23 protein-coding genes are annotated in these 23,063 nt (G+C 49.0%); 8 read left to right on the forward strand and 15 right to left on the reverse strand.

The annotated features are described in order from the left end of the window. Nucleotides 1-37: 37 nt before the first annotated feature. Both L2725_RS02000 and L2725_RS02005 read right to left on the reverse strand, forming a co-directional pair. The gene (locus tag L2725_RS02000; protein WP_249247397.1) at nt 38-667 is read right to left on the reverse strand and encodes a TetR/AcrR family transcriptional regulator; all 630 of its coding nucleotides are present in this window, start codon (nt 665-667) and stop codon (nt 38-40) included. Nucleotides 668-916: 249 nt separating this feature from the next. Then, nucleotides 917-3,373: a PKD domain-containing protein gene (locus tag L2725_RS02005; RefSeq protein ID WP_249247398.1), complete on the reverse strand. Its 2,457-nt coding sequence runs from the start codon at nt 3,371-3,373 to the stop codon at nt 917-919. A gap of 780 nt (nt 3,374-4,153) precedes the next feature. Between L2725_RS02005 and L2725_RS02010 the strand changes: the two genes are divergently transcribed. Next, the gene (locus tag L2725_RS02010) at nt 4,154-4,621 is read left to right on the forward strand and encodes a prepilin-type N-terminal cleavage/methylation domain-containing protein (protein WP_249247399.1); all 468 of its coding nucleotides are present in this window, start codon (nt 4,154-4,156) and stop codon (nt 4,619-4,621) included. Nucleotides 4,622-4,668: 47 nt separating this feature from the next. After that, nucleotides 4,669-5,058, forward strand: coding sequence for a hypothetical protein (locus L2725_RS02015; protein WP_249247401.1), 390 nt, complete (start codon nt 4,669-4,671; stop codon nt 5,056-5,058). Between the two features lie 60 nt (nt 5,059-5,118). On the opposite strand, the gene L2725_RS02020 is transcribed toward L2725_RS02015, so the two are convergent. The 3 genes from L2725_RS02020 to L2725_RS02030 form a co-directional block, all read right to left on the reverse strand. Continuing rightward, complete coding sequence (locus L2725_RS02020; protein WP_249247402.1) at nt 5,119-5,358, reverse strand: hypothetical protein; 240 nt, start codon at nt 5,356-5,358, stop codon at nt 5,119-5,121. Between the two features lie 131 nt (nt 5,359-5,489). Further along, nucleotides 5,490-5,867, reverse strand: a complete 378-nt coding sequence (locus L2725_RS02025) for a hypothetical protein (protein WP_249247403.1) — start codon at nt 5,865-5,867, stop codon at nt 5,490-5,492. A 179-nt stretch (nt 5,868-6,046) separates the two neighbouring features. After that, nucleotides 6,047-6,640, reverse strand: a complete 594-nt coding sequence (locus L2725_RS02030) for an MliC family protein (protein ID WP_249247404.1) — start codon at nt 6,638-6,640, stop codon at nt 6,047-6,049. A 152-nt stretch (nt 6,641-6,792) separates the two neighbouring features. Here L2725_RS02030 and L2725_RS02035 point away from each other — a divergent pair, with 152 nt between their 5' ends. Continuing rightward, the gene (locus L2725_RS02035) at nt 6,793-7,761 is read left to right on the forward strand and encodes a glucosaminidase domain-containing protein (RefSeq protein ID WP_249247405.1); all 969 of its coding nucleotides are present in this window, start codon (nt 6,793-6,795) and stop codon (nt 7,759-7,761) included. 57 nt (nt 7,762-7,818) lie between these two features. Here the strand turns inward: L2725_RS02035 and L2725_RS02040 are convergent, their stop codons facing one another. The 3 genes from L2725_RS02040 to L2725_RS02050 all read right to left on the reverse strand — a co-directional run bounded on the left by L2725_RS02040 (nt 7,819) and on the right by L2725_RS02050 (nt 10,059). Then, on the reverse strand, nt 7,819-8,013 hold the full coding sequence (locus L2725_RS02040) for a cytoplasmic protein (protein ID WP_249247406.1): 195 nt from the start codon (nt 8,011-8,013) through the stop codon (nt 7,819-7,821). 78 nt (nt 8,014-8,091) lie between these two features. Then, nucleotides 8,092-9,480, reverse strand: a complete 1,389-nt coding sequence (locus tag L2725_RS02045; protein ID WP_249247407.1) for a cytochrome C biosynthesis protein — start codon at nt 9,478-9,480, stop codon at nt 8,092-8,094. A 165-nt stretch (nt 9,481-9,645) separates the two neighbouring features. Then, a complete protein-coding gene (locus L2725_RS02050; RefSeq protein ID WP_249247408.1) occupies nt 9,646-10,059 on the reverse strand; it encodes an OmpA family protein in 414 nt (137 codons plus the stop codon). A gap of 409 nt (nt 10,060-10,468) precedes the next feature. Between L2725_RS02050 and L2725_RS02055 the strand changes: the two genes are divergently transcribed. Both L2725_RS02055 and rlmC read left to right on the forward strand, forming a co-directional pair. Further along, entirely contained in the window at nt 10,469-11,644 is a 1,176-nt protein-coding gene (locus L2725_RS02055; RefSeq protein ID WP_249247410.1) for a glycerol-3-phosphate dehydrogenase/oxidase, read from the forward strand. A 113-nt stretch (nt 11,645-11,757) separates the two neighbouring features. After that, nucleotides 11,758-12,900: a 23S rRNA (uracil(747)-C(5))-methyltransferase RlmC gene (gene rlmC, locus L2725_RS02060; RefSeq protein WP_249247411.1), complete on the forward strand. Its 1,143-nt coding sequence runs from the start codon at nt 11,758-11,760 to the stop codon at nt 12,898-12,900. A 425-nt stretch (nt 12,901-13,325) separates the two neighbouring features. On the opposite strand, the gene L2725_RS02065 is transcribed toward rlmC, so the two are convergent. Further along, a complete protein-coding gene (locus L2725_RS02065) occupies nt 13,326-14,195 on the reverse strand; it encodes an alanyl-tRNA editing protein (protein ID WP_249247413.1) in 870 nt (289 codons plus the stop codon). A gap of 447 nt (nt 14,196-14,642) precedes the next feature. Here L2725_RS02065 and L2725_RS02070 point away from each other — a divergent pair, with 447 nt between their 5' ends. The 3 genes from L2725_RS02070 (at nt 14,643) to chrA (ending at nt 17,606) form a co-directional block, all read left to right on the forward strand. Beyond that, the gene (locus tag L2725_RS02070) at nt 14,643-14,810 is read left to right on the forward strand and encodes a hypothetical protein (RefSeq protein WP_205407358.1); all 168 of its coding nucleotides are present in this window, start codon (nt 14,643-14,645) and stop codon (nt 14,808-14,810) included. Beyond that, complete coding sequence (locus tag L2725_RS02075) at nt 14,810-16,270, forward strand: disulfide bond formation protein B (protein WP_249247414.1); 1,461 nt, start codon at nt 14,810-14,812, stop codon at nt 16,268-16,270. Before L2725_RS02070 ends, L2725_RS02075 begins: the two co-directional genes overlap by 1 nt. A gap of 187 nt (nt 16,271-16,457) precedes the next feature. Next, a complete protein-coding gene (chrA, locus tag L2725_RS02080) occupies nt 16,458-17,606 on the forward strand; it encodes a chromate efflux transporter (RefSeq protein ID WP_428985262.1) in 1,149 nt (382 codons plus the stop codon). A 96-nt stretch (nt 17,607-17,702) separates the two neighbouring features. Here chrA and L2725_RS02085 read toward each other — a convergent pair whose 3' ends face one another. The 6 genes from L2725_RS02085 to L2725_RS02110 form a co-directional block, all read right to left on the reverse strand. After that, entirely contained in the window at nt 17,703-18,101 is a 399-nt protein-coding gene (locus L2725_RS02085) for an NUDIX hydrolase (RefSeq protein WP_249247416.1), read from the reverse strand. A 362-nt stretch (nt 18,102-18,463) separates the two neighbouring features. Then, a complete protein-coding gene (locus L2725_RS02090) occupies nt 18,464-18,859 on the reverse strand; it encodes a hypothetical protein (protein WP_249247417.1) in 396 nt (131 codons plus the stop codon). A gap of 36 nt (nt 18,860-18,895) precedes the next feature. Beyond that, entirely contained in the window at nt 18,896-19,087 is a 192-nt protein-coding gene (locus tag L2725_RS02095; protein WP_248934227.1) for a glycine zipper domain-containing protein, read from the reverse strand. Between the two features lie 36 nt (nt 19,088-19,123). Next, complete coding sequence (locus tag L2725_RS02100) at nt 19,124-21,085, reverse strand: RecQ family ATP-dependent DNA helicase (RefSeq protein ID WP_249247418.1); 1,962 nt, start codon at nt 21,083-21,085, stop codon at nt 19,124-19,126. A 416-nt stretch (nt 21,086-21,501) separates the two neighbouring features. Further along, nucleotides 21,502-21,924: a hypothetical protein gene (locus L2725_RS02105; protein ID WP_249247419.1), complete on the reverse strand. Its 423-nt coding sequence runs from the start codon at nt 21,922-21,924 to the stop codon at nt 21,502-21,504. A gap of 107 nt (nt 21,925-22,031) precedes the next feature. Then, nucleotides 22,032-22,496: a DUF695 domain-containing protein gene (locus tag L2725_RS02110; protein WP_249247420.1), complete on the reverse strand. Its 465-nt coding sequence runs from the start codon at nt 22,494-22,496 to the stop codon at nt 22,032-22,034. Nucleotides 22,497-23,063: the final 567 nt, after the last annotated feature.

The following is a 23,063-nucleotide window of genomic DNA, read 5'->3' on the forward strand; positions in this document are numbered from 1 at the left end:
AGCTATAGTTATGACTTACCTGTGTTACAGCTAAATATCATGCTAACTTTCTGAAAAATGTAGATATTGATTCTTTCACAAATTGGTGTTCAAACTCCGCAGTGTCTCTCATCAATTGCATCTGTTCCAGTTGTAGCATCAATCCCACAAATATAGTTGCTTCATGTTTCGGCTTTTCCAGATTCAATAGTGAAAACCATCTTTCGGAAAAACCAATAAAGTCATTTTTTCTTTTTCTCAATAAACATTTAAGATCATCGTGCATCAGTGCAGAGTGTAAAAACGCAGCTTCTATCAGCCGGTATTTCTCCTCTTTAACCACCATGTTGTAAATATAATCTGTCACTATCTCAGACAACTCATCAACAAATTGCACTTTATTTTCAGGGTCTTGGTCGCTGATAGGGTTGTATTTGATCAGGATATTCAGAGATTCATCTCTAAGCTTATCAATGTATTCATCAGCACGAACAGCAAACAGCTTATATGCCGCAATGTAAATCTCTTCAATACTGGAAAAATAATAGGTGGTTGAACCAAGGGGGACTTTTGCGTGTTTTGCTATCGCGCGATACGTTAACCCTCTGAGACCTTCACTGCTGATGATTTCCAGTGATGAGTTCAATATCGCTTCACGCCGGTTCTCTTTTTTACGTGTTCCCGTCACGGCCTAATTCACCCTGTTCAGATAACCTGATATGTGAACCAAGTTTAACATGAAGGGGGACTTCTACCTATTGGGGCATGGGAGATAGTCAGAACGCTAAATTTAAATTTCTATTTAAATCAATTGATTCCTCTTGATTGTGGCTCTTACGCTGGGTGCAAGTAAGAGTTGCGCCATAATGAGATGATTATTTATGGCCGTAAAATTGGCTCCATCAGTTTTAACCGAATGGAGCCAGCCGTTATGCCTCTATTGGTAAATTCCTACATAGACCCTTCTACACGTGTCAGTACTGCTCTTACCTGAGTCATCAATGACAGTTAAAGTCGGTGTGTAATAGGTTCCCTGAGGTGGTGCAGAGTATTGGTAGCTTCTGACTTTGCCTGTCAGATTACGATTGCCATCTCCAGGGTTCCAGATGTAACTCACTATGTTGGCATTCGGGTTGCCGTGATAGGACCTTGAGCCATTGAACACCACGTTGCCGGACCCTTGGTCTCTTTCTGATACGTCGCACTTGGCGACAGGAGTATTGGGCTCAACTCTGCCACAGCCGGTTCTTGGGAGTTCAACTTCAGCTGGCACTGTGTTGGTCAAAAATGCCTGCAGCTCAACCGAAATCAACTCCCACATTCCATCAGTACGCGCCACATGTTCCTTATTACATTTCTCGTACCATACTGCATCGAATCCTGACCTTCCCAGAGCACTGGAGTCTCTTGATGGATTGTAATAGAGATTGGAGGTCGGAATATTCAGTGCGCTGAAAGTGGGCACGAAACCATGATAATAGAAAGGGCTGGTCATGGTGCCTTTTGTGTCAGAGCTGTTATTCCAGTCATTCTTAATATCAACAGGACTTGTGCGATAACCTGACGGAGCTATATCCAGTTTTTTGGGGTTGTTAAGGCTCAGTCTTACACGTTGATTGCAATATGAACCAAGGTAATGGCAGACAATAGGAAGCTTCACCCGTCCCTCAAATACCTCTCCAGCGTGATCTGTTCTGGTGGTACTGCGGATGATAAAAGTGCCCCACAAGCTGGACCAGTTTACGTGATTGAAGGTCTGTTTATAGTTCAGATGGGGCGATAGCGCACTTCCTGTGCCACTGCCACTGGCAATACCGATGTTACGACTGAGTTGGGGCAGGCCGAGGGCGTTGACCTCATTATAGTACTGGTAGTATTCAGGTCTTGGCAGATACCAGCGGTTTGATCTCATTGGGGAAGGGTTTGGACCTCCGGAATGATAATACCGGTTCAACAGTAGTTGTTGACTTGCCGCAGGGCTGTTCAGGCCAGCCAGGTTGTTCTCTGCCGCTGGACTCATTGGGGCAAAGAACTCAACAAATGCTTGGATACTAATGGGAATATTGGCGCCGCGGAAAGGGCCGTCGATAGCAAAAAACAGGCGAACATTATGATCCTCGCCGGCGCGTTCTGCTGTTGTCATAGCGTAGCGACCGGTTTGGGTTCCCATACTGCCAGCTGTCAGTACCACCCTGGTATCGGCATTTGATGCCAGCCATCCAGGTATTTTGTTTACCAGCAATTCTCTGACTGCCAAGCCATTCCGCTGAATATAGTCGCGGCCATTCTTATAGTCGACAACCACCAGATCAAAACCGGCAGCTACAAACTGATCCATGGACTCGCCAAAGTCTTCATAGATAGATTCCTGAGTCCTGTTTCCTCCGGGATCAAAGCCATCCAGAATGACCATAACCTGCTTAAGTTCTGGCTGGCTGCCATTGATACAGCCTGCTCCATTGGTACCAGAGCCACTGACTGAACCATTGGCAGGATAAATCCTGATATTCAGCTTAGAGGTTTGGCCATTGAAGGGACGACTGGCTGTGACGGTAGGCATGTCATAGCACACAGGCATGCCACTCCGTCTCTGCCTCAGATTAGCAAGGGGGTCAGCCCAGTTGAACTTACCTTTGGCTGTATATCGTACCCCGTCAGCGACAAATCTAAGCTCAAATTCCCGGGTATTACGGGAGGCCAGTTGTGGCTTGCTTTTTCTTACTATTGGCGTGGCAATATTTACAGTAAAGGGGCTATTTAAGGTGATCGGTTTGCGCTGACCATTGTAAATAAACTCAAAGTTACCAATTGATTGAGCACCGTGATTGAGCAATAGATTACTGTTCAGTACAAGCTGGACCTGATTACCGTATACCGCAGGCGCCTGAATGGTAGCGGCTATAAATTTTTTGGAAACGCCAACCTGTCTGTTCCCATTGGGAATAAAGTGATTTCCATCATTTTGATGTTGTTCAAGAACATCCAATGGAATTGAATCATATCTTACAAAGGCCAGAGACATGGGGTAAACGTGACCATCCCTAATCTTACTTCCCAAACTGTAGAGATTTTTGGGATTCGACTCTGGTATCAACTTTCCTCTCATTAAGTCGGCATAGGTGTCATTGAATTGGTCCTGATTCAATCCTTGCTGATTCAACTCGTTGTTCTTCAATGCTGTTGTACTGTTAAGCACGGCGCCTGACTCTAATAAAATGCCGCTCGGCACATGTGATGTGTTCAGGTTTTTATAGTACTCCTTGAGTTGCTCTGTAATTGGGCGGTTAACATCAACCTGTACCTGTTCACCCAGCTCGCTCGCCAACAACCCGGAACTGCTGCTTGCCAATAGGTAAAACAGAATTGTTCTTATACTGCTCCTTTTAAAACTCATATCGTTCTCCGGAATTTATGTATTCGGGAGTTCGAAATTAGCATTTGTACATATGTACAACAACTTGGTTCATAGGTACATATATATATTCACAAATAATGACTAAATAGCGATTTGGAATATGCTAGTAATAAACAACTAAAAATCAATAAGGAGATGTTTTGGTCAATAGCCTGAAAGGGCGTAATGAGATCGGCACTGCATTGTAAAGGTGAAAACATATTTCTGAAGTCGAAATATTAAAGTTGAATCCAACTGTTTTTTATAGAGCCTGGCTCATCAATCTCATAGAGCTTGAGTTTGGTTGTAGATATCTGTCTTTTTTTGTTTGTTATTCAATTAACTCTATGGATTAATGCGCAGCAATCCAGGTGAAGTTTGGCTTTAAGCGGTCAGTAAAGAGTGCTTCTGTTTATACTCTTGATATTTATCTCCAGGGTTAATATCGCGACTAGCTTGCTTGGATTTATTCGTTGATTCGGTCGCTTTAATTCCGTCTATAAGCAGATCATCATTGCCATGGGCAGCGGCGCTACCGCATCGCTGGGTGCCTTTGATTACCTTATCCGCCACAGCGAAGAGGAAGTCACAGAGGTTGCTGCTTAACCCAGGATTGAACTGAAAAAACGCCTGCTGAATGCAGGCGTTTTTGTTTGGGGTAATGAATGATGTCGGATGTGGGCTGTTGCGAAATGTTATTTTGAAACATAAGCTTAAATTGAATGTTGGGAGCACTTGACGGTAAAGCACGTTAATTTGGGGACATCTGAGGCAATGGATATGCACGTAAAGAGTAACGGGTTTACCTTAATTGAGCTGGTAGTCGTTATCATCATACTGGGCATCATAGCAGTTACTGCCGCCCCTAAATTTCTTAGCCTAAGTACAGACGCCAGATTGGCCACACTGGACTCCCTTGAAGGTAGCATGCGTACGGCTGCCAATATGGTCAATGCTAAAGCGATCGTTGAAAATAAAACCGACTGCGCAACTGACCCAACCATAGATCTGGGGGGCACAAACATCACTCTGCGCTGTGGATACCCCTGTCCCCATCCAAGTGGCATTGCCCAGGCTGTGGATGCCGACGAAGGTTTTACCTGGGTAGGCGGTAACTGTGCAGGTTTATTAGGGAATATTGACGTTCAGATTACCGATGCTCCAGATGCTGCCAACTGCAAAATTCGCTATGCCGCTTCGGATGGGAATCGACCTCCTGTTTATACCCAAACGTCTTCCGGCTGTTGAATATCACCGAACTTTTTCCTGAAAAGGCAACTCGCAACTTCTCTACCTTGACTAGAATTCAGACTGTCATACTCAAAGGAAAAGGAGAAACAGGGATATCATGTTCAAAAACGCACACTCATTCGGAACATGTTCATGGTCCGGACTGTGGTCATACTGCAATTCGCCATGGCGATCATGTTGACTATCTGGTCGACGGTAATTTGCACCATCCTCACGGTGACCACTGTGATGCTCATACGCTTGAAGTGAGTGCAAGTCATCCGGATGAGTGCAATGCAGCTCATTCATGTGGTGACCATATTCATGGCCCCGGATGTGGCCACGAAGCGATTAAGCATGGGGACCATATCGATTACATAGTCGATGGTCGTCTTCATCATCAGCACAATGGGCATTGTGATGACCATGGCCCAATTGAGCTGGTAAAGGGGTAACCCGACCTGATGAAGAAAAGCTGATTGAATGTGTTCAATCAGCTTTTTTAAACAGGGTCATTACTTCTTTAGTGCGTCTTTCAGTGAAGCATCCAGCGCTTCCTGAGTCGCTTTGTCTTCGGCACTGCGTTTGCCTTTTCGGTTTTTGTCCAGAGCTTGATTCACCTGACGTTCGCACTCCTGCTCAGACAGCCAGGGGTTGTCGTAGGGACCACCTTTGTCTGATCTGTGGTTGCAGGCGATTTGGGCGCAGCCACTAAGAAGCATGAGTGGCAGTAGAGTGAGTATCAGTTCTTTCATATCTCAATACTGTAAATTAGCGTGCCCCATTGTTGCATATAATTTCGGCTGCTGCAGTGGTCTGTTCCGGTCACGAGCCATTCATGAAAAAGGCAGACTGATGTCTGCCTTGCATTGGGGCCGAGCCCAACTTAGTCATTGTTGGCGATAGCCACAGCGGTCCCGACTATTGCGCCGCCGATTAACGCACCGGTGACAAAGTCATTGCGGTCACTATTGTGATGGTGGTGGCCGTGGTGCCGGTTGTTGCGAATGGCGCGCTTAATCTCGCGACGGGCTTCGCGTTTTTCTCTGGCCACTTCACGGTGACCTTCTCGGATCTCGCGTCGAACACTGTGACGGGTTTTACAGTTGAGCACTTCCCGGGCGGCTTCGCGCTTCTCCCGGTTAACTTCATGTATGCCCTCGCGGATCTCCTGACGAACTTCCCAGCGACTGGCGTGGGCATCAAAGCTGCCAAACCCGGTTATCAGCAACAATGCCATGCTGAATGTGATACCCAATTTCATTTTTCACCTCGTGTATAACACCATGCTTGCAGACAAGTCATGGTTGGCTGTAAACCGCAGTGCTTTTAATTGCGGCTGTGTGCGAATCTGCCGGCAATTAGGCCATTGTCGAGATGAACGTAAGCTGAAAGCACAGAGGCGACCTAACCTGGTCGCCTCTGTGCTTTCATTTTGGCTGGCTATTTCTGTTGAGCGCAGGTTTCGTCAGGCTGGCCGTAACGGATTAGTGTTGCCTCATCGCCCTTGGTCCAGAAGGTGAGGTTTTGAGCTTCATATTTGGCGCCTGAAGCACTGCGACTGATAAAGGCTAAAATCTGCTTATCCGGTGTGCTCGGGTTCAGTTCGTTAATCACAGCCACGGGCACTTCTGTGTCGTTATAGAAGTACACCATCAAGTTCTGGGTCTTACACTGAAAGGTGACAGGCTCAGGAGCTTTGACCTTACCGGCCTGGATCTCAAGTTCAGTGATACGGGTTTTGTAGTTGTCTTCGACACACTGGCCCAGCTTGTCGCTTTTCCAGCAATCATTGCGTCCTTTAATCCAGCCTCGCTGAAATGCCCTGAGCAGGCGTTTCTCTTCACCGGAAACCTGTTTTATCGCTGCCTGATAGGCATCATGCAGTTTGTTGTCCAGTCGCTGGAGCTCTGGTTCCTGACATATGGTTTGCTCTACTTCACCGCTGGCTTTGCTGCAGTCGTAGGAAGGAGCGGCATTGACCGAGAATGGTAAAAACAATGCCAGGGGCAGAGCACAAATAAGTTGACTACGCATAGGAGATATCCGAAAGGTTGGAGACTTTTACGCTAAGAAAAATCAGCGGCGGGTGCAATCAAGTATGCAGGAATTTTCATTAAAAATGATTTGTCATTTGCCTCAGTGGGGAGGATGTTATGACAACTAAGCTGTTGCTTTAAGGAAATATCATGCCTGTTTATGCACAAGGTTTTATTAATGGCCGGGTTTCTCAGTCCAGAATCTGCCTATGGTTAAAGCGGTTGTCGCTGAGCTTTTCGGTGATCTTGTTATCATCATGCTTTGTCGCCGCCGATGGGTTGCCACAGCTGCCTGAGCAGGAAGAGCGACCTTTTGCAGATACCAGACACAAGTCGCTGGCTGGTGCCAAAGCGCTTGGTGAGATGTTCGATGCTCAGGGTTACAAGCTGGATTCGGTAAAACAGGGGGCGGGCGTTCCTCCACTCTTTGGCCTGAATCTACCGAAAGATTTAAATAACCAACCGGTGACGGAAAAAATCAGCGAATTTATTCGCTTGCTGCTGCCCAATGTACTGGCGGTAAACCAACAAATTACCCGCGTTCGTCAGCAGCTTGAGGTATTGGTGAAGATACCTGTATCTCAGCGCACTGCCGCAGAAAATGAATGGCTGCAGGAGCTGTTGACTCATTACAGCATCGCCCCCCAATTGACTTCGGATAATTTGAATCAATTGCTGATGCAGCTGGATGTAATTCCGGTGGGGATGGTGCTGGCCCAGGGCATTGATGAAAGCGGCTGGGGCACCAGCCATTTCGCCATTGCCGGTAATGCGCTTTATGGTGAGCACAACCCTAAAGGCAGCAGCCATTACCTGACAACGCCGGGCGGGCATGTCAAAGTGGCAGCGTTTGATTCAATGTTCGAGGGGACGGCGGCTTATATGTTCAATCTGAACACGGCAAAGGCATATCAAGGCCTTTGGCAGCTCAGACAGACATTGAAGCGGGAGCACAGGCTAACCGGATATGAGTTGGTGACCTCTTTGGAGCATTACTCTACCCGGGGAAATGCCTATGTGGAAAACCTGCAAAGCCTGATTACTCATCATCAATTGGATGCGTTTGGTGGGGCGACACTGACAGACGACACGCCAACCACTCTGACGTTTTCTCGCTGAAGCCCCAAGACAAAAAAACACCGGCAATTGCCGGTGTTTTTGCGGGTCAATACCCCCTCAGGCGGTGGTATTGATATTGTGGCCTATATTGCCCACAGGCTGTGGCGCCTGAGACTTAGCCGGTGCACTGGCGGCACTGATCAAATCCATCACGATCTGGCCTTCAACCTGCTGCTGATTCTTGGTCATTTCGGCAACCTTGCCTATATGAGTCATCGCATTGTTGAAGCCTGTGTTGCTGACTGGCGTCATAGTGCATTCCTTTCATTTGCGGCGGTGTGCCGCTAACTGATTATCGGCACCCTGAGTATAAAGTTTAGAACTCTTTGCTCATTTTGCCCGCTTTCTCAGCATGCGTTGGCCGTAAATGATAATGGCAGTAACCAGAATTGACCCGAGGATCAAACCGATAGCCAAAACCGGGTTCTGCATGGATGTTGGGTCCATGACCAGCAGTGCACCCATGCCTGTCATCATGGTGCCCGACATCAGCTTAAGGCCTTCCCCCTCTTTTTCAGTCAGCTTACGTTTGCCAAGCGTCGCGGCAAAGATGATGACTATGGTGGCCAGTGGGATCACATACACTATGTTGTACATCGCCAGATAAGCATAACGCTCGGCAGTAGTGAGATCATGCATAGACAGCACACTGGTGTAGATCATCGGGAAGCCTGCGGTACAAAGCAGCTCATAACTGTTGGCCAGAATCGCCAGTACAGTAGAGCCGACAATCATGGCGCCCAGTGAGCTGGCACTGGATAGCTTGCCCATACGTTTAATCAGTCCGGTGCGATTCTCGGTGGACATAGACAGGGTTACCTTGCCCCGGTGGAAGAAAAACTCCTTGATATTGATGGCTCCGGCCACCAAGGCTACCAGGCCTGCTACCAGGATAATGGTGCCGCCATCACCACCTGCACCCAGTAGTTGGAACAGGTTGAGCCAGGCTGTCATAAACATGAAATAGATAAGTCCGGAGAAGAATACAAAGATACCGCCCACCAACAACATGCGGCTGCGGCTCTTGGCATTGACCATAATGGACAGCAGGAACAGGAGTACAAAGAAAGCGCATGGGTTAAAGGCATCGACTCCCGCCAGCACCAGAGTAAGCAAGGGCAGTGACAGTTGCTCCGGGGCAACTGTGCCTACCAGAGGAATTTCCACCGGCTGCACCTTGCTGGTTGGGGCCGAGTCAATACCCGAGTCACAGGTGCCGGGAGCGGCATTTTTATCACAGGTACCAAACAGTGGTGAGTCCAATGTCACCGGGGCTTCCAGTGCTTGGTTTGGGTCCAGTTCTCCGCCCTGTTTGCTATAGCACTCCCTGAGCTTCTGCTCGATAAATACCCCGGTTACTTCGTCACTGGTATAGCCCACAATACTCTGGCCACATATCGCCACGAAAGGTACTGAGGTGGTTTGGGTGTTGGTAGCTTTGGCTATCTGTTGCCAGTGCTCAATGACACCGGGTTCGCTCACCAGTTGGGCGTTAAGGTCAACCCAGGGATACTTTTCTGCGAGGCGATCGATAAAGGGGTGTGCTTTGGCGCAATGGGGGCAGGTTTTAGACCAGAAGAAGTAGAGTTTGACATCTGGTGCACCGGCCGAGGCCTTGGGGGTATACCATAGTTCATCTGCTCCGTAAGAATTTGGGGCAGACACCAGGCCGACGGCAAGCACCCAAAGCGCAAAAATCCATTTCAGTGAGGACCACATACTTTGTTTCTCCAAATCAATAAGCTACTGATTTGATTTCATAGTATCGGGTTTGTTCTGGGAGGCGGGGGATAAGTTGGAGAAGTGTTAACCCGGTCAATATCTACCGGGAAACCTAGGATTCATTTAAGTGGTTAATGCTGTGTTGGGTGACCGGGCAGCAGATTATTCTGATTTGCCGTCGGCCAACATCACAGGCTCATGTTCACAAAAGGAGAGTTTGACCACGCGATCTTCATCACCGGCGGTAAGAATGCGGGTAACCATGGGATAGGTAAGCTGCTTCTTGGTCAAATAGGTTTTGACTCTGTCGACACGGCGCTGAGCTAACCACATATTGTACTCACGCAACTTCTTGTCACTGATCTGTTTGTTGAAGCTGAATTCCAGCAACAGATAACCATCGGTTAAGCTTTCACTGTCGTCCAGAAGCTTATCCAGAGCGGCTTTGCCATTGGAGTTAAAGTAGGAGCTGTTGCGATCAAACTCAACCTCGCCCAGCATACTGTTTCCGGGGCAAGATGCCACTGCGGGAGAGGCAAGCAGGCTGAGCAGCAACAGGGTAGTAATTTTGGTCATATACGACGCTTCCTGTGTCAACCTTTAGTAGTAGATTATCTGCTTTTTGCTGACCACAATTTAAGCCATCTTAAGAACCTTTGCAAACCTTCCAAGTGGCGTTTCTAATTTGTTGAAAAACAAGGCTTAATACTGTTATCAAAGATGACGAAAGTTTGACGCGTGCCGCTGGTTTTGACGCTTTTTATAGTTTTATTTTCTTGCTTGATCCGACTGCTTTTCAGGTTTTTATTCTTTCTTTTCATTGGATTGCTGAATAGCAAAAATCACCAAACCCTTGAGGGCATACGAGGCTTATCAAGTCTATAAAGCGGCAGTTGTTTACAGAGTTAAAAAATCTGTGCACCTTGCCACTTTTATATTTAATCCTCATCTTTAATAACAAGGAACTGTGGCTGGAGGCCAGTTGATGAAGCAAACCGATGTATTGGTTGTTGGTGGTGGCATTGTTGGAGCTGGCATTGCTCAGGCTGCAGCAGCGGCGGGATACAGTGTTGTGCTGTGGGAGCGCGGAGAGTTGGGTGGAGAGACATCGGCTAACTCCAGTAAGCTGATCCACGGTGGTTTGCGTTATCTGGAGTCCGGTCAGGTCTCTCTGGTTAAAAGCTGCCTTGCACAACGCAAACAATTGCTGAAACTGGCACCAGGATTGGTGGAGGCCGTTCCATTCTATATTCCTGTATATAAGGACAGTCGCCGTGGGGCCATGACCATAGCCGCTGGGCTTGGCTTGTATGCCATGTTGGCGGAGCTTGAACCCCATGGCCGATTTCAACGACTGCCCAGATCCCAATGGTCCTCTCTTGAAGGCCTGGAACAGACCAATCTAAAGCATGTATTCCAGTATTGGGATGCCAGAACCCATGACCAGAGATTGACTCAAGCAGTGGCTGCCAGTGCTGAAGCTCTTGGTGCCGAGATTTGCGAAGGCATTCGCTGTGAGTCCATTTATCAGGGCGCAAGGGTGTGTCAGGTAGAAGGACGGGATAGTGAGGGGAAGAGCAGAGAACTCAGAACCGGTATGGTGATCAATGCCTGTGGTCCCTGGGTGAATGCGCTGCTGGAGAGTGTATCCCCCAAGCTGGTGGGCCTACCCATAGATTGGGTGCAGGGAAGTCACCTGCTGTTGGATGTACCGCCTCCCCAGGGTGTGTTGTACCTTGAGTCTCATCTGGACGAACGAGTGGTATTTGTGATCCCCTGGGAGGGCAAAACCTTGCTGGGCACCACAGAGACGTTACTGCGAACTGAGCCGCAAAAACCGCAAATGACGGAGCAGGAACAGGACTATCTGTTGGCTATCTACCAACACTATTTCCCAGCCTGGCAGGAGTCCCAACTGACAGAGCGTATCTTGCGGCGTTTTTGCGGTGTCAGAGTGTTGCCCAAAGCCAATGGCAGTGCTTTTGGCCGCAGTCGGGAAACCATTATTCATGATCCCGGCTCTCATCCCGGAGTTATCACTGTTTATGGCGGTAAGCTGACTGAATACAGGGTGACATCAGATCAGGTGCTGGCGATCGTGCGCCGCCGACTGGGAGAGCGGCAAGCCATTGCCGATGTCAATGAGCTGGCGCTCACTTAAACAGATTCGCCCCAACAGATGATCCGGCCGTGAAAAGTGGATAAACTAGCGCCCCTTTTGCCTGACAAGTTTCGGGCAATAACCGTTACCAAACTCCGGATACGAGATTTTTCATGCTGACATGCAGCTACTTTTCCCAGGGTAAATGCCGCTCCTGTAACTGGCTGGAACAGCCTGTTGAGCAGCAACTGACCAACAAATCATCCCAGCTGGCTACTTTGCTTGAGGGATTGAATGTGGAGCAGTTTCTATCCCCGGTCAGTGGGCCTGAATCAGCATTTCGAAATAAAGCCAAGATGGTGGTGATGGGCGCTGCTCATGAGCCTGTACTGGGAATTGTCGGCCCGGATGGTTCACCTGTCTCTCTGTGTGATTGTCCTCTGTATCCGCAAGATATGCAGGCGCTGTTGCATCGGCTGGAGAAGTTTGTTCAACAGGCCGGTATTCCGCCTTACCGGATTGATAAGTCCAAAGGCGAGCTTAAGTTTATTCTGCTGACCCGGGCACAGCACTCAGGTGAATACCTGCTGCGCTTTGTACTGCGTAGCCACAATGCCATTGAGCGTATCGAACGTACCTTGCCGCAGCTGTTGGCAGACTGGCCACAAATCAAGGTGGTGTCTGTCAATATTCAGCCTGTGCATATGGCGCGTCTGGAAGGGGATGAAGAGATTTTCCTGACAGAGGCGACCCGTCTTGAAGAGGTGTTCAATGGCGTGCCTTTGTTTATCCGCCCCAAGAGCTTTTTCCAGACCAATCCTGTGGTAGCGGCTGAGCTTTATTGCATCGCCAGAGACTGGGTCGCAGAGCTTAAGCCTTCCAGGGTCTGGGATCTGTTTTGTGGTGTTGGCGGCTTTGGTCTGCACTGTGCCTCCCACGAGGTGGGTGTCACAGGTATTGAGATTGAAGCCGAGGCCATTGCCTGCGCCAAACTCTCCGCCGAAGCCTTGGGGTTGGATAATCTGAGTTTCAGTGCGCTGGATTCAACCGGCTTTGCCCAGGGGCAGGACGCCACTGAAGTACCGGATGTGATTATTGTGAATCCTCCCCGCCGTGGTATTGGCGAGCAGTTGTGTCAGTCGCTGTCAGCATTTGCGCCCAGGGCGATAGTGTATTCAAGTTGCAACCCAGTGACGCTGGCGAAGGATCTCAAGCTGATTGATGGTTATGAGATTAAGCGAGTGCAATTATTTGATATGTTTCCGCATACGGAACACGCTGAAGTTCTCGTTCTTTTGGTTAAAAAGGGGCTATAAGCGTCCATTGCGGCGTTGAATTCCCTCGCCGTAGCGCTGCTACTGTCTTCGGTCGTTCGCCTTGCACTGAAAGCTTCTAGCCTCCTTCTAGGTAGCTGAAAACCCTGTTAATGGCGTGATGGTTGTAAACAAAGATCCTTCGAAAGTTCGCCTATTCTTGATGTAAAGAGTGAACGTTGAGAATTCCCTTCGTGGTGATTGAACAGCAGGAGCATCATCTAGCCTCCTTTGAGCTTACTAAAAAAACGGTTTATGGCGTCTTCTCGCTGTAATGGTTGTAAACAAAGATCCTTCGGTCGTTCGCCTTGCAACGAAAGCTATTATCCTTCGAAATCACTGTGAATCTGGCTGATGAGGGTTTGTGGCTGTAGCCCACGGCAGGGCTACAGTGTCAGTTTCATAGGGAAAGGGAATGTCGCCAACCGTCAAACCCGGGTGATCATCTCAACATCACCATCTTCATTGCGCTTCAGCTCAATATGCAAGCCTTTAAGCTCACTCATATTCACCACATGGGTGCCGCCGCAGGGGATGCTGACCGGCTTACCGTCCAGCTGTGTTTGCCAGTAGCGGGAGTCGGTGAGGGTATCGCCTTCGCGATGCATTGTGATGGTCTGATCTGTGGCCAGCCATTCGCTCAGCTGGGCATTTACCTCTGCTGCAACCTCTGCCAGAGCGGCAACGAAATCATCATTGTTGAAGCCGCGCTTCTTCAGCGTTTTCCCCATACGATAGGTATCGATACAGGCATGTGGCGTCACAAAGCTGGTTTCTTCGGCATAGCTGTGGAAGTCGTATTGTCCCAGTGCATCCAGTCTGCCAGCTTCTTTTCGCCAGAAGTTCTGCTGCAATACCTTGTTCAGCGCCAGTGCAGACAGGTGAGCGCCGCTATGAGGACGACTCAGTGATTGCTGATAATCGGCATCCACGCTCAGCTCAACTTCAGTGCCAGTGGTCAGGCTGATATTGCCTGCCAGTTGATGCACCACCACAAAGTGCCAGCCCGGCTCATCACGCTTGACCGGGATCGCTTTACCCACATACAGCTGCTGATTATCTACATCCCAGGCACCGGTCAAACAATCAATAACCTCGATACCCTGACCATCAATAGTCACAGTTCCTTTGTCTGCAGGGTGATCAGGCCAGATATGGGAGACAGGATGAAATGGAGTCTGGTCCGTCACCAGCAACGTGGTGTCGGCCTGCTGTTGGCATATCTGTACTTTGGCCGTCAGTTGAAAAATCTGTTGGGTGAAGGTGACCTGAGTTGGTGATACCTGAAACGCTGTCATTTGTCGTTGTACTTGGTTCAGTCGAAGGGATGGGGAATGATAACAAAGCGCACCGTATCTGGTTAGCGACAATGAGTTTACAGCGGGTAAAACCTCAATTTCGTTGATGATTGTGAAGCGGCTCAATTCGCTGGTGAGAGATGCTTCAAAGATGCGCCATTTCTGTGTGTGGCCTCAGAAATAAACTTTCTTAACCCAGCCATAAATCACGCCTTTGCGAGGAATGAAAATCCAAATCTCATTTTTCGCATCTTAAAAAATACCTCTTTGGTGATATGAGATCTGGGCCTCATTCACCTGTCTTTCGCTCTTGCTAATTTAGCGCTCTGCTGCACGGCAGAGCTTTGTGCCTGAAGTGCGTTATTGTCCGAGTCTTCATAGGGCTGTTTAGGTGTTTTACCTGAGAATCATCCTGTGAGGCTCCATTAGTTTCAACGGAGAAATACCGTGGAGTTCATTCTCTTCTGTCTTGTATTCGCGGCAGCCGCTCTGGTGGCCTTTAAGCCCGAAAAAGAAAAATTGGCCAGCCGTCTACTGGTTTCCAGCATTCTGCTCAGCGTGTTCATCTGGATCGTGATGACTGCTGGTATGATCATTCCACCGGGGAACCTGTAATGAACAAAGAACTTATCAATGACGTAGTCATGAACCGCATAGTTGCTGTGGCGTCTTTGCTGCTGATCGCTCTGCCGGTTGGCATCGCTTGTATCGTGCTGGGCTATGGCATGGGGGATAACCCATGCGCTCTGTGCTGGCAGGAACGTACTGCCATGGTGCTGGTTTCCCTGATTGCCCTGTTTATTACGCGCTACGGCCTGAAGCCAAAGTACATAGGTCTGCTGCTGCTGACGTCTGTGTATGGCCTGTTCGCCGGTTTCCGCCACAGCGCTCCGCACATGCTGCGTGATATCGGTCAGGGCTTTGGTCCAGCCATTATGGGCGTACACACTTATGTATGGGTAATGGTAGTGTTCCTGGTGGTTCTGATCGCCGCCGGCCTACTGATGTTCGTTCAGGGCGACAAACTGATCCAGTGGAGCGAGAAGACCCGCTGGGAAGGCCTGAACAAAACCGCCGCCAACGTGTTCCTGGTGGTTATTGCCTTCAACATAGTGCAAGCCTTCACCCAGACTGGTCCTGCTCCGTTCCTGGGTCAGGGCGACCCGGTTCGCATGAGCTTTAACCCGCAGAATATCATCTGGTCTGCTGGTAAGTGGGATGGCCTGACTAACATGTCCCTGCGTGGCGGTTACGGCATCACCAAGCCGAACTTCACCGACATGGCTGTGAACGACGCAACCCGCGCTGATGCCCAGTCTACTGTGAGTGCTGTAAAAACTGTAACTCTGCCTGCTGAGCTTGATGGTGCCGTGACTGGTATCAGTTACAACCCAAGCAGCAAACTGGTCGCGGTTGTCACCAACAGCAACTGGGTAGCTTTCCTGAACGAAGATATGACTCAGGTACTGGCTAAGGCCGAGATTGATCCTAACTTCTCTGTTGAAATCTCTAACCTGGCAGGCGTTGCCTTCGACTCTGACAACAGCGTACTGGTCACAGCCGATCACAAGAGCTTTGCTCGCGTGGCTTATGATCCAAGTGCCAGGATCGCCGATTACTACGCTAACTTCTTTGAAGGTACCGACGGCATCACAGAGTTCAAGCGCGGTCGTTTCGAGACTGCCCGTGCTAAGTACAATTATGTGGGTAGCGTAGGTTACGACGCCGCCAGCAACGAGTACGTCATGGTGACTTTGCCGGATGCCAAGCGCAACAACTTCGTAGAGGTTCGTCTGAGTGGTAAGGACTTCAAACTGAATTCTGAGCGCGTCCTCGGCATCGACACCAAGGCTCTGCCAATGGTGACCGGCACTCTGGTTGACGGTGATAAGCTGGTGATGCTGAGCCAGTCTGGCCAGCAGTTGCTGACTCTGGATGCCGCTACCGGTATTGTAGTTTCCGCCACCAACCTGACAGAAGCTGGTAACCTGCAAGCATTGACTGTCCAGGGTGACAAGCTGCTGGTGGTAGATGCTGCTGAAGGTAACAACCAGGTTCGCTTCTACATCAGGTAAGCCCAGGGCTTCTACTTATCAAAGTGTGTAATAAAGCGAGTGCTCCGGCACTCGCTTTTCGTTTCCGGCTCCATGCCAACAGGAAAAACCTTATCCAGGCCGTTCCGGTTTTCATTGAATTGCAATATTTCTGTCATATCATTCACTACATAAAGATAGAGGAATAAAAGAGAATGATCGCACTATGATTTGGCAGATTTTTGTCCGCTTTTTTACCCTGGGTTTGATCAGTTTTGGTGGCCCGGCGGCGCATATTGGCTATTTTCGCCAGACCTTTGTTTCTCAGCTGAACTGGCTGGATGACAAGCGCTACGGCAATATTGTCGCACTCAGTCAGTTTTTACCCGGACCGGGCTCAAGTCAGGTGGGCTTTGCCATCGGCTACCATATGGGCGGTATTGCCGGTGCGGTTGCTGCTTTTATTGGCTTTACCCTGCCATCCTTCCTGCTGCTGTATTTGATGGCGGTGACCAGCAGTATCTGGCTGGATCACTCCCTGTTTCAGGGGGCCATTCATGGTCTTAAATTGCTGGCCGTTGTAGTGGTAGCTGATGCCGTTATGGGCATGTTCCGTCAGTTCTGTCAGAAGCCTGCTGCCAGGGCGATTATGGTGTTCAGCACAGTGCTTTTACTGTTGTTCAGTGGCATAGTCGCGCAAATCGCGCTGATAGGTTTGTCAGCAGTGCTGGGGTATATGTTTTTGGTTCACCCTGAGTCAGACACCAAGCCAGAGCAAGACGCCGGTATTCGCTGGGGTTACCTGCTGAGTTTTGGCATCTTGCTGGTGGGCGGCAGTGTTATTGCGGGTAACGGTTCTCTGGCTGGATTGTTTGGCCAGTTCTTCCAGGCTGGGTCTCTGGTATTTGGTGGCGGCCATGTGGTGCTGCCGCTGCTGGAAAGTACAGTGGGCAGTGAGATGGCCCCGGACCGCTTCCTGGCCGGTTATGCCCTGGCTCAGGCTGTGCCGGGCCCCATGTTCACCCTGGCCACTTTTCTTGGTGCTGAAGTTTGGCTGAGCAATCCATTTATGGGGGCTCTGGTGGCCACACTGGCAATTTTCCTGCCCGGCTTCCTGCTGATGTTGGCCTTTATTAAAAGCTGGCATGCCCTGAGTCAGCGCCCCAGAGTGGCGGGTGTTGTTGCCGGTATTAATGCCGGTGTTGTCGGCCTCTTGCTGTCAGCCCTATACAGTCCTGTGTTTGTTTCCGGAGTGCTGAATGCTGCAGATATGGCCCTGGTGGTGGCGGGTTTCGGCATCCTGAAATTGATGCGGGTGCATATCGTGTTGCTGGTGGCAGGTTTTGCCGCCGCAGGTATGCTGATGACGCTGGTGTAGTGCGTTAAGTTCATACCAATCCGTAAAGGGGAGGTTCTCTATGCGGATTGGTATTTGACCTGCAACACAGAGTAAGCCGCAATGACTAGGGGCCAGCTACTCAATCATGCCGGCTTGTTTTAACCAATCAAAAATTTGCTGGTCAACAATAGAGCTTCGCTCTTTATCCCGATATTGTAACCACACAACTTCTTCGATTTCTGAGTCTGGATTTAGCTCCCCATTATATTGGCCCTGATAGCAAGTCATTTTTACCAATATACCTTCTTTGTGGCCGTGTGCCTGAGCTTTAAATGTACCCAGATATTCTATTGAGTCTGGTATCAGGTCGACTGTAAGCTCTTCCTTGATCTCCCTGATCAATGCTTGTAAATCATCCTCTCCCACCTCGCGTTTACCACCGGGAATATAGAACTTATCTTTGCCTTTTGAGCGAGTACTTAAGATCTTCTTATCTTTAATGTATATCCAGGCCAGTTTATCTATTTCCATCATTTGAACACCTTTCGAATCTAACTTTCTGAACTTTGATGACATCAGGGGAAACGGAGTAAAGGTATCTATTTCACTGTTTTTTTATGAAAAAGAGACACCGTTTTTTAGCGGGGCTTGCTGTTGACCACTTTTGCCTTGTTAATCTGCGACTAAGCCACTATTGACTGTTGGGGTAGAAAAAACACCTTCTACAGTGTTGATAACACAATCACGGCCACAGGAACGGGTATGGCATGAATCTTTATCGTTCAGGTCGTAACAGCGTGGTTATCCACTTTGTTAAGTAGACAGAGTAACACCTGGACTCCATGGCCGGGGATAAGAGCGCTAATGGCAAATTACGCCGGGAAGTCCCTGACTCCTCAGAGTTGAACCTCTCCAAGTTTTATCGCCTTCCACTCCAGGTTTCCGCAGTAGTTACTCAACAGATGCTGCAGATATTCCATATCCTGCACTTGCTCAAAGGTGACTGGCCTGACGGTACATAATGCGGTGTGGCCGCCCAGATTAATATGAGTCAGATAGAGTCGCTTGCCCGAGCTGTCTATCCCGAAGTGATCCATTCCTAGGGAATGAGCCAACGATATATAGGGCTCAAATTCAAATTGATATGATGTCATATCAATAATGTCATTTGGGCCCACAATGTAGCTTTGCAGGCAGGAGAGGGAATCATCCCTGACGTCCGGATGTTCCCGGTAAAGCTTTTTCACATCATCAATACTTTTTAAGATGATGAGACTGTGCTTGTTGGGCATGGCGCTTTGATTTCCGTGTTATCTGAAAAGCGTTCGCTATTGTTCGTCGTCATGGGGCTTCTTTTGAAACCCCAAAGCAAAGGCGACACCAATGGCAATGCCAATACCGACGCCCAGAGCTAAATTGCCCAGCGCCAGTCCTACACCTGATCCTATGGCTACGCCTATACCAATTCCAAGCGACAAGCGGTTGTTGCGAGAATCACCATTACTGTTTTTCTTGTCCATATTGACTCCCATTCTCCTTTGGCGCCGGGCAGTAAACTAGCTTTTCAGTGTCTGCACCTTTTGCTTTACTTCATCAAAGGGATATTGGCTGAGCTTACCAAATCCTTCCATCTTACCTGCACGCAGGCGTCCGGTCAGCGGCGCGGCAATGCCACACAGGAATCGGGTTGCGGCTTCAGCGGTGAGCTCTATGCCATCTTTGGCGGCAGCGTCTTTCAGCGGCTGAATGAGGCGCTGCAAAGCCGCTGAGTCTATGCTCTCCTGAACGCTGGCACTGGGCAGTGTCGCAACCTGACCACGACATACAGAGCAGTGCCCGCATTGCACCGGTGCCTGGGTATCGGCGAAGTAACTCGCCAGGCGATGACTCAGACAGGTATCAGTTTCAAACAGAGCCAGCATAGCGTGAACACGATTGATTTCCGAGCGCTCCTTGGACAGGAAAAGATGATGCATTTCCTGGCTCAGTCGCTCCGCCTCCTGGCCCTGACAGGCATGAAGTTGATTAACGCGGTAGACATCTGTCATCTGCTTGCTTTCCAGTTCAATCCAACCTTTGTCAGCAAAGTAGTCCAGCGCCGCAACAGCACGTTTTCTATCGCCCTGACAGGTTTGCCACAGAGCATCGAAGTCCACCGTATGCCAGGTTCTGGACTTGGGGGAAGCCTGCAGCAGAGCTTCAACAAACAGCTTTCTTTCACCCTCAAATTGATTCAACACCTGCTCTTCAGGTACTAACATTTTGAAGCGATAGTCGGCGAAGTAACTGAACTGGGGCTCAATAACCCCCGCCAGTTCGAGGTAAACCAGCAAGGTTTTCAGGGGCAGCTGACGCACATTGCTGTCTCTGGACAGGCGGGTAAGCATTACCTCCCACTGCTTACCTGCTGGTGTAGCGCCGATTTCATCTATAACGGTACGAATCGCCATTTGATCCGGGGTATCACCGTAGACAAAGTTCTCCAGCACGCTGACCGACTCGCGGTTGGCCAGCACGCTGCACATAGATGGCAACCCATCGCGTCCGGCGCGGCCGATCTCCTGGCTGTAATTCTCCACGGACTTTGGCAAATCGTAATGGATCACGGCGCGGATATCTGATTTATCAACCCCCATACCGAAGGCAATGGTCGCCACAATGCAGTTGACCTCTCCCTGCATAAAGGCGTTTTGAATACGCTGGCGATCATCGCTGGCCATCCCGGCATGATACGCCTGCGTGGCGACGCCATTGGATTGCAGGTGCCGGGCAACACTTTCAGCAGTTTGCTGCAAGGTTACATAGACTATGGTGGGCTGAGGGAAGGGGACACTTTGCAATAAGCCCAGCAGGGCAGAGGCTTTCTCCTGCTCTTTGCAGGGCAGCACATTAAGGTCGAGGTTCTGCCGGTAAAAGCCGGTGACCACTACATCTTCCTGCTCAATACCAAACTTACTGCGCATATCCTCAATCACCTGAGGGGTAGCCGTGGCGGTCAGCAACAACACCTGAGGGATATTCAGCTGATTGCGATAAGCTGGAAGTTTCAGGTAATCCGGGCGGAAGTTATGCCCCCATTCGGAGATACAGTGGGCTTCGTCAACAACCAGCAAAGAGATAGGCACAGACCCAATAAACTGACGGAAACGCTCATTCTTCAGACGCTCCACAGAGATCATCAGAATCCTGGTTTCCCCCGCTTTCACCGAGCGCATCACTTCACGGGACTCATCATAGGTCAGTGAAGAGTCAATAGATGCCGCTGCAATCCCTTTTGAACGCAGGAAATCCAACTGATCTTTCATCAGCGCCAGCAGCGGAGAGATCACCAGAGTCAAATGAGGTAAATGCAACGCCGGCAACTGATAACACAATGACTTACCGGAGCCGGTTGGAAAAATCGCTGCTGCCGAATGTCCCGCCAGCACTTTATCCACCACAGCCTGCTGACCCCCACGTAATCCTTCAAAGCCAAAAACACGCTTCAGCGTGCCCAAATACGTGGCGTCCTCTTGCATATTGTCCTCATTATCACTGTGTTAGTTCAGAGTGGAGTTTACACCATTGCTGGTGTAATGCCCCGAATGCCCGGAACTATAGCCAAGCTTTGCCTGGCCGAACATCTAAGCCATGTGCATCCGCGCCTAACGCCAGTTCGCGTTCGAGCGCTTATTGCTGCACAAAACTCGCCTCCGGCTCAGCGCCACCTATGTCATGAAAACCTCTCGATTCTGGCATCCTGCTTCATTCTACCTCCTGCATCCATGCAGTCGTCCGGCAACTTCTGATGGGGACATGGTGCAACCTTCAAGTCAGGAGAAAATGACTCTGGGACAGAAGTTACTTTCGGCTCGTGGGGATGTAACACTTAAATATGGGACACAAACAGGCTGGCTAGAATAGCGAAGCCACCTGCGGGCGACATAACTTTTTGTTATACGTCACTTTTTGATTCGATACATTTATTAAGATAGGTAATTAAGTTCTTAAGCTGCTGAACTTTCACGTAGCTTCCTAAAAAGCCTGCACTACTAAAATAGAGAAAGCCAAGAATGTAAGCTTTAACCTTAAAGCCTTTTTCTTCATCATATTTTTTAAAACTTAGCCGAACTGACATAAATCTATTAACTTTTATTTTGATTCTTGTTCGAGGCTTGTCGGGGCTTAGCTGGCTTAATTTATTGACGATGACTTTCAGTTCGTCAAGGCTACTAGGATCAAACTGTTCTACCGAATGAGAGCTTTCTCCAGCGCAAAAGATCCTATAACAAAATGAGTTTGGTGATTCCTTTGGAACGCCAAATGTGAAAATGGCCGAATCGATGTTGATTCGGGAATGTATCTGCTCAAATTGCAAAAGCTAAAAACTCCATGGAATATAACGCCGCTAGCAACCGGGAGCGAAACGTAGTGTAGCGAGTCGAGGCAGCGCACTTTCCGCACTGCCGGTTTTGCCTAGCTTTGTTACGCTTTTTGCCACTGGAAATAACCTTGCCATTTTGGATCGTTTTCGCCGTAACATTGAACCTCATATTCTGAAAATTTAGTGATTGCTTCTTTATGAGCCCCTTCAATACCAGAAGCATTTTCAATATAGAAGACGAACTCTTTGAAGGTGCCAGTAGTAACCGCTAAAACCTGGATCGATGGGCCTGTTTTTGAGATTAAATTACACAACTCGTCTTCTATTTTATTAAACGCTTTATTTTCTTCTGGATTGGGCATACCGTCTGGATTTTGCGTTTTTAGTGGTATGGCAAATCCAACTCTAATAGTTAATTTAGGATGCTTAGCCCATTCTTTAGCGGTGTCATTTACACGAACTAGCATAGGTCCTTCACCACCGCTAACTTCTATAACAGACCAAGCATGATCATCTGAGTTTAGATTTGTAATATCTTTTATTTCTTGTTTTTTAAATAGCCACATGGTGATTCCTATGCAGGCTTAATATTTTAATAACGAGAGTGCCTATTTATCCATTTTTGCGTGACCAAGCTAACCATCCGTTTTAGTCACTAAACCTGCTACTGAAAGTATCTATGGATAGATAACTTTACGGACAAATCGAGACGTCTCGTTATCTCGCACCAGCCTTCACGCCTATTGGGTAAACGTTATCATTAATAGGCTAAAAACTCGACACTTTCTAGCTGTTCAGCAGATAAACGTGGATGTGCAGAGTGCGATAACAGGAGTCGTTTCCTGTTATCTCCGATTTAATGAGATGACCGGCTCGAATATACAACTTTGGGGCATAAACGACATACTCAGGAGTTGCATGTTGCATCTTGTCCCCGTCCGACGCTGCCGAGGGTGTTGCTGAAAATGGCGTAGTGAGGCATGGATGCCGAAGCAGCGACAGTCGAATCATGGACGAGCGTCTGTCGCGTTAGCCAATTTTCAGCATAAGGCCGAGGAGTTGTCAGCGTTGGTTGGGGCGTCCTTGGGGTTGTTAGGGGCGTTGGACGAGCAACGCCCCTGACCCGGGTGTGG

This window comes from Shewanella corallii (assembly GCF_023349125.1).
GTDB lineage: Bacteria > Pseudomonadota > Gammaproteobacteria > Enterobacterales > Shewanellaceae > Shewanella > Shewanella corallii.